Source organism: Marinobacter sp. L-80, from assembly GCF_056859395.1.
The window spans coordinates 1-14,025 of record NZ_JBSXOI010000031.1 but is presented as its reverse complement, the minus strand read 5'-3'; the positions used below and the strand labels follow the sequence as shown (position 1 = coordinate 14,025).

Sequence of the window (14,025 nt, the reverse complement as noted above, 5' to 3'; positions counted from 1 at the left end):
AATCTCATGCCACGTCATATCACTGTTGTTTACACCATTCACGACGAGGCGGCCGCCAAGGACGAACTTGAACAGCTTGGCCAGCGGTACCAGGCCTACGATCCGGAGAATCCGCCTGCGATCGGGATCTCAGCCATGTCGAACAGTAATGAAATGCTGCGTCTTGAGCAGATCGAAAAGGTCGTAGGGTCCAAATACGGTGACGAGGCTGTTGATGAAATTGAGACGATACTGAGCCGGGTTTCATGCTGACAAGTGACCATCGCATAGAAGGGCTGGGGCCATCGATCCGTTGTGATGGTCCCGATAGTCAAACCGTCTGCCTGTACAGCGTCGATAACGGTGAAATCAAAGCCATTGGCGCTGCCGAGCTCAACGTCTCAACCTCCCCTTGGGAGCTAAAACGCGCTATCGCGCCGGGCCATGGATATCGTTTTTTTGAAATGCTGATAGAGCTTTCAGGTGAAAATGGCATCAGGCCTACGACCCAAGGTGGGGAAGTTACGCCCAGGGCATCCGGGGTTTTCCAAAAGCTTTACATGGCCAAGCAGATCGAACACAGACCGGTTAACGGTCTTCACTTTGAACGATGGCTGAACTGCGCTTACTACTCGATTAATCCTGATCAACTGAGTGATGTGCCCTTAAAGAACCATGAACGATGGATTAAGCAATCACGATGCCGTTTTCTTCGCTGGATGAACAAACTCGACATTGATGATAGGGGTGTTCTGAGCTCAGCAAGTACACTTCTGCGGAAAGTGGCTGACCTATATCAGCGTGACGAAGAGGGACACATGAGCATTGTCCGTTACGCTGCAAAGCTGCTTGGAGCAGAGTATAGGCGCATTGGCACTCCTCATATATCCCAGTTAAAAGCAGGATCTAGGCTTCCCGGATTCAAGGTTGATGCCTCCCCAAATTGTCAGTGGTATCTCTTTGATTCCTTAAGTACGGCTCAATCTCATGCGGCTTTGTGGGGAAAGAAGGTTGAGTACAAGTACTTCGAATCGGCGACACCTATTATTCATGTTGACCTTCACAGACTTGTCGAAGGTAACGAGCTTTTGCGGTCCAAGGTGATCAGCCGGCTGGGTATGAATAGCGCTTGGCAATTCATTGGTTTGTACTGGGGCATAGTTTCGGGTGAACTCGGAGAGAAGCGCTCAGCGGGATTTCGGGATAACTCGCAAATCTACTTCCAGGAAGGCGCTTTAAATCCTTCGTCTTCCTCATAACCAAAGGATACGTTCCGTAACGGACAGGTCGATGTAGTTTCGAGAAACTCTAAGCTATGCCTGATGGCTTCAAATAGGACTTTATATGACCGATGCCACCCAACCCTTATTCAATGATCCATGGTCCTCTCAGGAATATGCTGCACGCTGTGCACTGGATGTCGGGGACAACTGGAAGATTCGCTCTGTTTTCAGAGGGGTTCATCCTATGCTTGAAGACAGGATCATAGAGCTGGAACACGATAAGGCGCTTGAGGACGATCAAAAGTGGGCGGAACTCGACGCCACTTCAGGCCCGGTTGCATGGCTTCCGGAGGGCTGGATTCTGGTGGTGATGTACGATGAGGAAAACCCGCAGGACCTTAAAACAGGCTTCGTGAACGTGGACAAATACATGCGCAAACCGGCCGAGGCGTCCAACGACCACTAATGCAAATTTCAAAACAGATTCAGCAGATTGAAAACGACTGGCGCGATGTGTTGCTAGCGCATGTCGACAACCCGAAAGTCCAAGCTCTGGAAGCCTTCCTTGCTGGCGACTGCCTAGAACATGAGATCTGCCCTCCCCGGGAAGACTGGTTTCGCGCATTTCACACTACCCCACCGGACCAGGTGAAGGTAGTGATTGTCGGGCAAGATCCTTACATGAATGGCGAGGCTACCGGCCTGTCGTTCAGTGTGAAGCCTGGATACAAACTGACCCCATCGGCTCGAAACATCGTCAAAGAGATCACTGGAGTTAGCAAGATCGTTACCTTCCACAATGGCGACTTCTCGGAATGGGCTGAAAATGGCGTTTTGATGCTCAACACCTGCTTAACCACACGCTTTGGACAAGCCGGGGCCCATGGCAAGAAGGGCTGGGAGATTCTTACCGGTGCTGCCATTGATTACTTGGCAACACTCGACCAGCCGATTGTGTATCTTGCGTGGGGACGCTGGGCGCATGATGTTGCGGCTCAAGACCAAAACCCGAACCACCACGTCATTCGAACGTCACATCCGAGCCCTCTTGCTGCAAGCAGGAGCGGCAAAGACTTCCCGGCGTTTCTAGGGTCTGGCTGCTTTGAAGCTGCCAACCAGATACTCTGTTTTAATGGACTGACGCCGGTACAATGGACGGTTCCAGTACAACCTACCACTGAGCCGGAGTCAGCCCAGGAGAGCCTTTTTTGAAGGTGCAGATTAGCGGGAATAAGATCAGACCAGCCAAATGCCCTTTGTGTGAGTCAGCGTTACGCGACTCTCTGGGCTTCCTATTTCCCTGCAAACACTACCCTCTGACCGAGCTTGATAATGCGAGGAACGAGCGGACAAAAAGGGAGCTGCAGAGGAAGGCGCCCAGAGTTTAGACGCCTCCTCTGCCGGTTTTCGATTCAGAAGAAGGAATACTGACGCTTGCCAGTCAGCGTGGTGGGTACAGGCGCAGACTTCTTGTTTTCGTCTCCAATGATCGGATCCCACTTATCCCGCTCTACCTGGATGATTAGGTTGTCACGGGTTTTGTATTCTGGATCCGGATCCAGCAAGCGGAAAAGGGTTATGTAATAGCCGCAGAATTTCACCTTCACCGGATCGCCGGATTCTTCAACCCAGCCTTCAAACGGGCCAGGGTCGTGAGCCTTCAGACCCTTGATGAACTTTTCCTTGAACGCGGAATAATCCATCGAAGGAACGAGGGTCCGGGCGAAATGTTGGAGCGGCTTATTGATCTTGCGCTCTCTCTTGTTTCCCGGGGTTTTAAATATCACCGGGCGCAGATAATCGTAGACAACCTGCATAATTCCACTGACGCGGTGACTGAGCATCTCTCGATGCGCCCTGAAAATCGCCTTGGTCGTGGGATTGTTCTTGATCCGGTACCAGAGATGAGCTCCGAGACTAACCACGAGATGACGCGGCACTTCCCTTTGAGTCATATCATCGTATATATCAATGTGCGAGAGCAGTCGGAAATGAGCTTCACTCAGATAGTGTGTGCTCTCATCCAAGTTGAAGAACTTCATGAACTTACTGTTTTGTACGTCGTCGACTTTGACATCAAAACGGGTACTTTCCATGGCCCGGATCGCATTGTATATCCGGCGCTGATTCTTCGTGTTGGATGGATGCTCCAGCTCCATCAGATCCGCTATTTCCACGGTATCTATGGGAAACGCATTCTCCAACTGATTCACATCACCACCGACTTCTGCAAGGCGTACTTCGATTAAACCAGCAATTTGCGTCAAAAGCGCCCGCATAACCGGCTTATCGCTCCAGGTGAGAAGGCGGTCACCATTGGTCTGCGTTGATGTCTCAATGGTCACCATCTCATTCTGGAACGTCAGCTGTGTCACCATGAAGTTGTCGGGCACGTCTTCCCAGCTGGAACGAGGCATGCAGCGATCAAGAATACCGAAGAAGAAATTCTCACTGCGTGGGGTGGCCCCTTCGAGGGACTTTAGATATTGAGTATTGCTTTCCCGTATTCTCTGGCTTCGGGCAATGGGGTTTCGTTTCTTCCTGGCACTTGTTTCGATCTTTTGGTCAACGGACTGTTTGACGGAGGTGTAGTCCCTCAGGCGCCAGAGTCTACGCTTCCTGCTATTGTGCCCGTACTTCCGAAAAGCACCATCGAAAACACCGTAATCATTGAGCGTTCTGCCATAACGGTCGATCGAAGGCCGTGAGCTGGCGATCTTTCTGGCCTTTAGCTCTTCCACCAGTTCCACAGAGGTAACGATGGAGCTGCCATGTTTTTCAGCTGCATCAAATAGAGCTGCCAAAAACTGAATCTCACGCGGATTCAGTGGTAGCTCCAGGTAATCCTGTCTTTCCGCAACAGAATATTCCGGCACCTCGAAGTGGGTACCCGTGGTGTCATCTTGTGTGGCTTTGCTCATGAGTGCCTTTAGACCTATCTATGGTGCAAAGGATCGACGTATTTTGAGCAGCATAGCGGGTTTTTTTTGAGTGTCAAACTTTTCTAAAGGTGAAAGTTAAAATATCTAATTTGGTCACAATCCAAAGGTGGTTATGACAGGAAATTTCGTCTAATTCGGGTACTGATCGAATGGAAATGGAGCCCATTCGGGACGGGTTTAAGCGAGCCAACGCGCTTAATACGTTATTACTACGTTATGATACGTTATCAGTTATAGGGGAAATCAGGCGCAAGCTTTAAAAACGGATTTTCCATAAATTTCAATATTTTGAAGCGCAAAAAAAGATCTGGGATTTCGTTATCCACAAGCTGCTTACACCATTTTTTGTTCTGCTTACACCATTTTAAGCTGCTGCTTACACCACTTTTTTCTGCTGCTTACACCATTTTCTTTGCTGCTTACACCATCAATCCACAAGTCCCTGGCCTGGGCACTATTCCATACCCGTAATCGCCCCATTTAGCTTGTCCGAGACGGACGGTTTATTTTATTGAAACGAAAGGCAAGCAAAAATTGCCCTTGGTTGGTGTATTTTAATGTCTATATATGAGCAGCAGGTATCGAACAAATCCCTGCATATCACGAGGTTGGTGAATTTCTACGTCTATATTTGAGCAGCACGCCATGGTGAATTTTGAGGGCTATATATGAGCACCAAACAGGGTGTTTTCAGGAGCCTGTGGTGATTTTCTGATGCTATATGTGAGCAGTTGTAACCAGGGATCGAAGATCTCGCCGCGCTAGCGGGGCCTTTTAAGGCCGGGGATTAATCGAGGTGATTTTCGATGTCTATATATGAGCAGCAGTATTCCATTTATTATCAATGGCTTAGATGTAACGCTTAAGTCTTGATCAACGTTTAAGCTCCTCATGGCGTGGCTTACACCCCGGTCAGGCCCTAGCATCAACTCCTCACCTGCTGCTTACACCACTTTTTGAGAGGCAATGCTGCTGCTTACACCATACGAGCAACGGTGATTCTGCCGCTTCCACCACCGGAACTCAGTAATAACAGGGGTTTGCGCCTGTCCGTGTCAATCGATCTGCTGCTTACACCTTTTTGATGAGCTGGTGATCTGCTGCTTACACCACTCTGAGCTCGGTTGATTCTGCTGCTTACACCACCGGAAACCCGTAATAACAGGGGTTTGTGCCTGTTCATGGTCAATCGATCTGCTGCTTACACCATTTTCCGAGGTGCAATCCTGCTGCTTACACCATTCTGAGTACCGGTGATTCTGTTGCTTACACCACTGAAATTCAGCAACGACGGGTGTTCTCGCCCGTTTGCGAACAATGACCCTGCTGCTTACACCATTTTGATGAGCTGGTGTTCTGTTGCTTACACCAGTTTCACCTGGCCCCTATGTGCTGCTTACACCATTCTGATTGCGGTTGATTCTGCTGCTTACATCACCGGAGCCCAGTAACGACGGGAGTTTCACCCGCTTTTTGGGTAATCACCCTGCTGCTTACACCATTTTGATGAGCAATCTGCCCCCTGAATGGCGAAAAATTTCAATTTTTTTTCGTGCTGCTTACACCACAGAAAATACTGCTATCAGCGGCTTTATCCCGAATTTATGGTGCAAAAGGCCAACAAATATTGAGCAGCATGACTATTAAGGCTTGTCATGAAACTGCCGTGCCGTCTAAATTATGAAGCCATAACAACAGGTTTGTAGGCGCTGTTGGATGAGCTACCAGGCTACCGGCACCTCAGTAGAAGCAACACAGGCACTTCCGTTAGACGAAGGAACGTTCAGATGGCTTATTAACTGACAGGCAAAAAAAAACCTGAAGTTGGCGCTTCAGGTTTTTCTCAAAATTAGATCTGCGAATTGGCGTTCGCAGCAGTTACCCAAGCTTTGATCAAGAGCAACCTCAACACCTCCGATCTTAGCTTGCGGGTACCTTTTGTGCAACTGAAAAAGGACTTGCATGCATTCCCTGTGCATCAAACAATGCCAGCCATCCTGGCAAGGAAGGGGTTTATAGATGGGCGCCTACGTGCCTATCCACTACCCCTCCGCCCTATCCAGGGCATTTGGCGAGGCACCCTATTTCCCCCGCTGCTCATACAACAAGACTGCGGTATTCAGTCGACCCCGCCATTTAGCGTTCGACTATCCCTACATGCAGGTGAACAGGAAAGATCTGAGAAGCTGGCTTGTCTTCGATCTTGACCACGCCGGCGACTGGCTCTGGGAATCCGAACAATTCCCCGCTCCGAACCTGATTGTCCGGGATCCTAAGTCTGGATCGAGCCATTGGTTTTACGCCATCGAGCCAGTACGGACAGGCCCGGATTCCCGGCCGGCTCCGCAGCGGTTCATGAAATCAGTGTATCGGGCCATGCGCTCCCGTATTGGCGCGGATATCGATTATGCCGGCGGGCCAGTTGCGAAAACGCCAGGCCATCCGCAATGGGAAACCCTGGAACTGCATAGTCATATCTATTCGCTTGGCGAGCTGGCGGACTTCCCTTTCTTTGACGATTACCAATCCCAGCAACCACCCCCATGGTCAAACAAAGATTGCGACACGCTTGATCAGGACCGTTCGCAACTGGAATCCCGACACGTTTCCCTATTCCTAAGCCTCCAGCGAATAGCCTTCTCGGCTGTCTGGTCATTCCGCTGCCAGGGCTCTCGAGCGTTCCCGCGGTTTTATGACCATCTCCTCTCGCAGGCCCATGGATTAAACCGGTTCAGCACCATGGGGTATGCAAAGGGGAATCTTCCGACCTCTTCTCTGAAATCGACCGTTAAAAGTGTGAGCCGCTGGGTATGGGATAACTATTACGCCAGTTCCCGCCCGAATACTGGGATCATGAATCTCGACCCTTCCCTCCCTCAGAAGGAACGTCAGCGCTTATCCGCACTGCGCACGCACGCTTTACGAGCCAATGCGACAAAACAGCGAATAGGGACAGCTGTTCGGACGCTTTATGCACAAGGATCCAAAATCAGCTTCTCCGCCATTGCCCGTGAATCAGGCTTGTGCAGACAAACGGTATCGAAATACCGCGAGGCAATTACCACGGCCTTATCCACGTTAGACAAACCTTCGGGATCCATTCCTGATCGAGCTGCCGGGAGCGATCAACGCCGGGAAACCGGACTTGTTAATTTTGGTGCACATCAGGTAACTACCAGTTTGGGCCTTCTGACAGTCGAAGTCTTTAACGGGTTTAAGTTGGCCTTCGCAGATGGAAAAGATAAAACGGTGAGTACCGTGATATTTCCGAAGTGCCGTAGTGGACCATGACACTGAACTATGACTGTACGATCACTGTGCAAATTCATACCAAGTCTCCAATAGTGTGGATTTGTTAGTCACTTACGGAGCCCCGGGGTAAAGTTATCCACAGGGTTACGCACAAATTCTGTGGATGAAATCTTTCTGGAATTTACCGTTTATCTGAGTAATATTTTCAAGGGAACCAAGCCCCTTTTGGAGTTGATCATGACGGCACCGCTTAATGCCCTTTCCAGAAAAGCGTTCGAATTTCGTAGCCAGAGAGGGCTAAAAGGAGGAGTGGTTTTGATCTATGAGGGCCAGGCCTACGGTTGGAAAGATGGTCTGCGCGACGCAGAACATGAGAAGCCTGGGGCTATTGCTGTCGATGAAAATGGAGTGGTGTTTATTGCCGAGGGTGGGAGCGAATATTCTGGCGCTAAGGCATGGGCGCTCCACCCTCAACACATGGCCTAAACGGCAATCTTTAAGTTAGAAATCAGTCGGTAAGCCTCTGAAGAAGTACTGACAAATTCAGTTTGAATATCCCGAGACAGGTAGATCTCTTTGAGGTCCTGAAGGACCTGAGGCTTTACATGAGATCCGACAATTACTACCTGCAATCTCATCCCGTTGTTTGCTGACCACCAGTTCAGATCCGCAATTCTCTTTCGTGTTTTGGAAGCTTTTAAGCTGCTCAGATCTTTCCTAGAACTGACAAACTGGGATAGATCTACAACCTTCACCCAGTCGTGGCACATCCTCTTTTCTACCATTGCTTTGTACGCAGCTTCGTAGTCCAGGAAGCTGATCCCTTCCCACGTCGACAGAGATGTTATCCAGAGGGTGTTTTGTTCCCACGAAATCATGTTTTTTCCTGTGTTGCTTCGTTGGTGAGCATTGCCCAAGAAATCAAACTGCTAGTTCAACTTTCCTTGAGTTTCAAATGATGCGATTATCCGTATAATAAAATTATTTAAGCCACTTACCAAGTGAGTACTTTCATTGTGAGAAAACAATTTGCGGCATCGCTTCTTGCTGTCACCGTAATGGCTGGATGCAGCAGCACCCCATCTGGTACGACTGGAACAAGTGACGGATTGATCACCACATACCGAACCGGTGACGTTCCTTTCAGTTATCCCGAATCGCTTCTCACGGGCTATAACAGCCGCGAATGCCTGAAGTGGTCAAACAGCAACATCATTGCGACAGACAAGTTATTCCTCTTCAACGCCGCAGGAATGACACCAAACCAGTCCGAGACGCTCGCCACCAGGCTTGACGCTGAAATCACCAAGCTGTCTACGTCGTTAGACTGGGCCCCGTATCGTTGGCTCGATAGCCTTCCAGTGATCAACGAGCCCAATGGGGCGGCATTGTTTGCCGACTCGCTTGTTACGCTCGATAGACAGGTTGGCACTGCGCGAGTTTCATCGGATGCTTCAAAATCTCGAAGTGGCGAGCCGCCGGCAGGCAAGAAATCATTGTTTGTAAGTCAGATGACCAAAGAGGTCGACGTTCTTGATTACGTCTTGCCAGGCTTCAAGTCGGTCAATGATTGGCGAGCTCCCTCACACCACGTTTATAAGCATTATTTGAAGTTGCCCAGGCCAGAGCGTGTTGAAGCGGTGCGCCGGTTCAATCAGATGTCCGCCTTTGATGCTATGACCGATTCCTTCGAGATTCTTCCCGGCCGTCTACTGGTATGTGTCTACCGGGAACAGACGCACTTGTCTGAATCCGAAAGTCACGACATGGGCATCAACATCAAAGCTGGCGCCTCTGATCAAGCTATCCGCACGGCACTGGTTGGCGCTTACCAGGCGGCCCGGACCCGAGCCTATGGCCAGCTCGAAGATCTGGTACCGGAGTGGTTTCTGACCGGTCAGCGTGTTTTCCATGGGGGTGAGCGCATTGCTGATCTGGACGAAGCACTGTACAACAGCCCTATCAATTCCCATGGCAGCGCTTACGCCAAGAAGCCGGACAACTACCCTGCCCTTGCCGGACTAGCCTACCGCTATCTAGGTGAAGCCAATGAGATGTCGTTAATCGCGAGCTTGCTTGATGCGGTGCGCTATCGAGATATGCCGAAAGTTGGTGTTGATAGCCAGCATCCTGAGCGCTTTTTTAATGAGGCGTTTAACGATCGCATGAAAGCCTTGGATGGCGGCCCACTAACACTTCGCGGTTTCGATTACGGTTGGAATGGCTTTGTCGGCGAGCTGCTCCAAACTCGCTAACTTGACTTTATATTGATGTTATTTTATTATTTAAAGGGTTAGGTCCATACAGGAGAGAAGAATGAATCGTTCAATTTTTGCAGTTGGTTTTTCAGTTGTCCTTGCCGCGTGCGGCGGGGGCGGTGGCGGCGGTGGTACCGTGGAAACGCCAGTCACTCCCGGCGATGGTATTGTCGAGGCAGATCACTTGCCTGCAATCAACGCCGATTATGCAGCCAACCTCTCTATCACGGGCTCCGGGGTAACCGTCGCGGTTATTGATTCCGGCGTAAACGTTGCTCATGAGGAGTTTTCAGGCAAGACACTCAATCAGAACAGCGGCTCTTTCTCTGATCCTGCCAGCGTCTACACCCAGCAGGAAATTCAGGACATGGGCATTTCTGGCAACGACTTCAACGATGCCATCAGAACCGGTGACCAGGAAGATGTTCAAGGTCATGGCACTCACGTTACCAGTCAACTCTGGGGCGAAAATGTTGGTGTTGCGCCGGGTGTCGACCTGCTAATGCTCGATGTTTATGAGCAGTTCAGTCCGAATTCCGTCACTGCAAAGGGTCTCATCGAAGACCTGAACGGTTGGGGTGTAGATTTTGCCAATGCCTCTTTGACTGGTGTCGACTACTTCGAAAATAGCCAGTTTCGCGATGAGCGGCCGACATTTGCTCCGCTGGAGCAAAACGACATTGGCTGGATCGTTGCCGCTGGTAACTTCGGGCTGGACATGACTGAAGTCTTTGTCACCAACCCGATCGATTGTGGCGCTCTCACTCAAGAACAGCGCGATGCGAATCTGGTCTGCACTTTCATTTTTGACGCAACGACCGTTGATCTGCTGGTGAAGGATACAGGGCTGGCGGAGCAGACGCTTTGGGTTGGCGCAGTTGACGATGAGACTTTCGAAATCTCTGAGTTTACGCTTTCTGGCGGAATTGCAGCCGGCTCTAATGTCCCGGGTTCAGATCCTGACATTCAGGCTCGCTGGATTTCTGCCCCAGGCACGCAAATCAATGGTCCGTTCTTTGATAACAACACGGACTACATCAACGTATCTGGCACGTCCCAGGCGGCGCCTATGGTGACTGGTGCAGCGGCACTGGTTAAGAGTCAGTTCCCGACTCTGAGCAATGCTGCCGTCCTGCAGATTCTTCTGGATACCGCCGACAGCAGCTTCGCAGGCTACGACGTTACCCAGCACGGCCAGGGTGTCCTCGATATTGAGGCGGCCCTCCAGGTTAATCCTGCTGACTACGTTGACCCCATTTAAGCTGGGGGATGAAAGGGAAAAGCGCTCAACTGAGCGCTTTTCTTGTTTCTGGGGCTTGGAAATCTGGACTTAGTAGTCCGATTACGACGATCTGCAAACACAAATACCGGTGAATTTAATAAAACAATCTGGTACATTTGCAAAGTTGTTTGATTGACTTAACAAGAGTCACATGCATGGACTTGTACCTCTGTGAAAAACCGAAAGTTGGCCGGGCCCTGGCGAGCATCCTCAAGGCCAACGATCGCAAAGAAGGCTACGCCACCGATGGCGGCCAGATCTACGTAACTTGGGCGGTTGGCCATATTCTGGAGGTTTTCGAACCCGCCGAGTATGACGAGAAGTGGAAACGATGGGATGTTCAGCACCTCCCTATCCTTCCACAACAGTTCCAGATGAAGGTAAAGCCCAGCTTCAAGAAACAGTACGACGTCGTTGAGAAGCTGCTCAAGAAAGCCACAACGGTTTACATCGCTACAGACATCGACCGCGAGGGTGAATCGATTGCGCGGGAACTCATGGACCGTGCCGGCTATTGGGGAACAACTTACCGGGTTCCGATCGCCTCACTGGATCCTGTCAGCATTCGTGAAGCCTTGAACGATATCCGGCCGGGCGAAGAGACCTACAACCTCTATTTGGCAGCCATCGGCCGGACTCATGCTGACTGGCTTATTGGCATGAACTTCAGTCGGCTTGCCAGTTTGACGGCACAGGCTGCTGGAAGCCGGGAGTCGTTACCCGTTGGCCGGGTTCTGACGGCTATTGTTGCCCTTGTTGCTTTCCATGATGAACGTCGGAAGAACTTTGTCCCGCATGATTACTTCACGATCGACGTAACCGGTGATTTTGCCAAAGGCAGTTTGAAGGCAAACTGGATTCCACCTCGCTCAATCACTGACGATGGCGGGCGCTGTGTTGACCAGGCGTATGCTCAAAAGCTGGCGGCTCAACTGAGATCCGCACCAATCACGGTCGTGGATGTAAAAACACGGGAGACGTCCAAAAAACCGCCTCTACCCTTTGATATGACCTCGCTGCAGCAATATTGCGCTAACCGCTGGGGATATTCAGCTTCAAAAACCCTGAAGGCGGCACAAGAGCTGTATGAGACGCACACCCTGATTACTTACCCGCGCTCTGATTGCAAGTATCTTCCTGACTCCCAGTTTCCTCAGGTGCAATCGATACTTGATGCGTTGGTAGAGGGTGATGCCGGGCTGGCGGACAAAGCGGCTCTGGCCGACTCCTCCAAGAAGCCCATGGCTTACAACACGTCAAAGGTCGGCGCCCACCACGCGATCATTCCAACAACCAAAGTTGGCGATTTTAAAGCGCTACCCGAGGCCGAGAAGAATGTATTTGACGCGGTTCGCCTGAGGTTTATTGCCCAGTTCTGTGAAGACCAGGTGGATAAGGTCACCAAGATCAATCTTGAAGCTGTGGGACAGAAATTCCTCGCATCAGGCAAGGTTCCAGTATCCCCGGGGTGGGCAGCTGTCTATGGAAACGACCCTGAGGCATGCGACCCCAAGGACGACAAAGACGACGAGGAAACAGACAGCACCAAGCAAAAACTGCCTTCCCTCGAGACCGGTGATCAAGGGACCGTCTCCGAGGCATTACTCCAAAGTAAAAAGACTCAACCGCCGAAGCCTTTCACTGAAAGCACGCTTCTCGGTGCAATGAACAACGTCTCCCGTTTTGTAGATGAGCCTGAGCTCAAGAAGATTTTGGACGAAAAAGACGGCATCGGCACCCAGGCCACCAGAGCTGGGATTCTTGATAACGCTTTCCGTTACGGCTATCTCCAGCGCAAAAAGAAACAGATTGTGGCTACGGACAAGGCTTACGGGATGCTGAAGATTGTTCCCCCGGCCCTTGCCTCCCCAGGTATGACGGCCGGCTGGGAAAAGCAGCTGGATAAGATTGCCGCCGGCGAACTTTCGCTCGAAGAGTTCGAACAGAAAATCGTCAACTGGATGACCAAGTTGGTTGCTGCCGGAAAAGAGAAGATTGCCAATAATGATCTGGGTTCTGCCGCTACTGACTTTGCAGAGAAGGCGGAGGAATCGAATCATCAATGTTTCGAATGCTCTGCCCCACTGAAACGAATTCCCGGCAAGAACGGTTATTTCTGGGGATGCCAGGATCGTGAGAAGTGTGGTGCCACGTTCCCAGACGCCCGCGGCAAGCCAAAGAAACGAGAGAAACAGCCGGATAACGCGCCAGAGTGCCCCGACTGCGGAAAGGCCATGCGCATGCGGACATCCAAGAAAGGTAAAGGAAAAGGGCCTTCGAAATTTTGGGGATGCAGTGGCTTCCCAGAGTGTAAATCCACCATGGAATTTAAAGGATAAAAACCCCTTGCAATATACACCGCGCAAGGTGTATTATTAGGTTTCTGGTTAGGAATTCACATGAGTATTTTTCAGGTTAGGAAAGAGGTATAAATTATGGCCCGTGGAGTGAATAAAGTCATACTTATCGGGAACTTAGGTCAAGATCCTGATACTAGATACACCCCAAACGGCAACGCTGTGGTGAATCTAAATCTTGCAACTGACGAAAGCTATAAAGATCGTCAGACCGGTCAGCTGGTACCGAAAACTGAGTGGCATCGTGTGGTGATGTTCGGGAAGATCGCCGAGGTTGCCGGGCAGTACTTGCGCAAGGGATCGAAGGTCTACATCGAAGGCAAACTTCAAACGCGGAAGTGGCAGAACAAGGAAGGCCAGGATGTTTACACGACAGAGGTTGTAGTGGATATCAACGGCCAGATGCAGATGCTGGACACTCGGGGTTCGGATCAGGGCGCTCCTGCAGGTCGCTCCCAGTCTTCCGGTAACGGTCCAGTGGGCGGTCAGCAGAACAATGCACCGGCGCAATCAGGCGGCTACAGCAATCAGCCTTCACAAGGCAGTATGCCTGAGCCTGTGGATGACTTTGACGATGACATACCGTTCTAGGTGCGCCGTTTTGCTAGGTAAATCAAGCGCTTACGGCATTCGTGCTACAAGTATAGGCTGTTGGTAGGCCTATTGCAAACCTGACTTATCCTCGCCCAGTAATGGGCTTGAACCTCGAAAGAGGGAGGGGAGTGCAGCATG

12 protein-coding genes are annotated in these 14,025 nt (G+C 50.7%); 10 read left to right on the top strand and 2 right to left on the bottom strand.

All coding sequences use genetic code 11. From position 1 onward, the window contains the following. The first annotated feature begins 6 nt into the window (after positions 1 to 6). The 4 genes from AC13E3_RS01195 (at position 7) to AC13E3_RS01180 (ending at position 2,414) form a co-directional block, all read left to right on the top strand. A complete protein-coding gene (locus AC13E3_RS01195) occupies positions 7 to 252 on the top strand; it encodes a hypothetical protein (RefSeq protein ID WP_136630775.1) in 246 nt (81 codons plus the stop codon). Next, positions 246 to 1,238 carry a hypothetical protein gene (locus AC13E3_RS01190; protein ID WP_482901614.1) on the top strand — a complete coding sequence of 331 codons (993 nt, stop codon included), beginning with the start codon at positions 246 to 248 and terminating at the stop codon, positions 1,236 to 1,238. The genes AC13E3_RS01195 and AC13E3_RS01190 overlap by 7 nt, the downstream gene beginning before the upstream one ends. A gap of 85 nt (positions 1,239 to 1,323) precedes the next feature. Then, positions 1,324 to 1,668, top strand: coding sequence for a hypothetical protein (locus AC13E3_RS01185; RefSeq protein WP_136630773.1), 345 nt, complete (start codon positions 1,324 to 1,326; stop codon positions 1,666 to 1,668). Then, a complete protein-coding gene (locus AC13E3_RS01180) occupies positions 1,668 to 2,414 on the top strand; it encodes a uracil-DNA glycosylase (RefSeq protein WP_482901613.1) in 747 nt (248 codons plus the stop codon). Before AC13E3_RS01185 ends, AC13E3_RS01180 begins: the two co-directional genes overlap by 1 nt. Positions 2,415 to 2,614: 200 nt before the next feature. Here the strand turns inward: AC13E3_RS01180 and AC13E3_RS01175 are convergent, their stop codons facing one another. Continuing rightward, positions 2,615 to 4,123, bottom strand: a complete 1,509-nt coding sequence (locus AC13E3_RS01175) for a hypothetical protein (protein ID WP_482901612.1) — start codon at positions 4,121 to 4,123, stop codon at positions 2,615 to 2,617. Positions 4,124 to 6,163: 2,040 nt separating this feature from the next. Here AC13E3_RS01175 and AC13E3_RS01170 point away from each other — a divergent pair. Further along, positions 6,164 to 7,435 carry a replication initiation protein gene (locus AC13E3_RS01170; protein WP_482901611.1) on the top strand — a complete coding sequence of 424 codons (1,272 nt, stop codon included), beginning with the start codon at positions 6,164 to 6,166 and terminating at the stop codon, positions 7,433 to 7,435. Positions 7,436 to 7,555: 120 nt separating this feature from the next. Beyond that, the gene (locus tag AC13E3_RS01165) at positions 7,556 to 7,882 is read left to right on the top strand and encodes an antirestriction protein ArdR (RefSeq protein WP_482901610.1); all 327 of its coding nucleotides are present in this window, start codon (positions 7,556 to 7,558) and stop codon (positions 7,880 to 7,882) included. On the opposite strand, the gene AC13E3_RS01160 is transcribed toward AC13E3_RS01165, so the two are convergent. Continuing rightward, complete coding sequence (locus AC13E3_RS01160) at positions 7,879 to 8,274, bottom strand: hypothetical protein (protein WP_482901609.1); 396 nt, start codon at positions 8,272 to 8,274, stop codon at positions 7,879 to 7,881. The two genes, AC13E3_RS01165 and AC13E3_RS01160, sit on opposite strands and share 4 nt — an antisense overlap. Before the next feature lie 138 nt (positions 8,275 to 8,412). Between AC13E3_RS01160 and AC13E3_RS01155 the strand changes: the two genes are divergently transcribed. From AC13E3_RS01155 to ssb, 4 genes are all read left to right on the top strand, one after another. Further along, the gene (locus AC13E3_RS01155; protein WP_482901608.1) at positions 8,413 to 9,651 is read left to right on the top strand and encodes a hypothetical protein; all 1,239 of its coding nucleotides are present in this window, start codon (positions 8,413 to 8,415) and stop codon (positions 9,649 to 9,651) included. 61 nt (positions 9,652 to 9,712) lie between these two features. Continuing rightward, complete coding sequence (locus AC13E3_RS01150; RefSeq protein WP_482901607.1) at positions 9,713 to 10,915, top strand: S8 family serine peptidase; 1,203 nt, start codon at positions 9,713 to 9,715, stop codon at positions 10,913 to 10,915. 137 nt (positions 10,916 to 11,052) lie between these two features. Further along, positions 11,053 to 13,275, top strand: coding sequence for a DNA topoisomerase 3 (locus tag AC13E3_RS01145; protein ID WP_482901606.1), 2,223 nt, complete (start codon positions 11,053 to 11,055; stop codon positions 13,273 to 13,275). A gap of 96 nt (positions 13,276 to 13,371) precedes the next feature. Next, positions 13,372 to 13,884, top strand: a complete 513-nt coding sequence (ssb, locus tag AC13E3_RS01140; protein WP_153637503.1) for a single-stranded DNA-binding protein — start codon at positions 13,372 to 13,374, stop codon at positions 13,882 to 13,884. Positions 13,885 to 14,025: the final 141 nt, after the last annotated feature.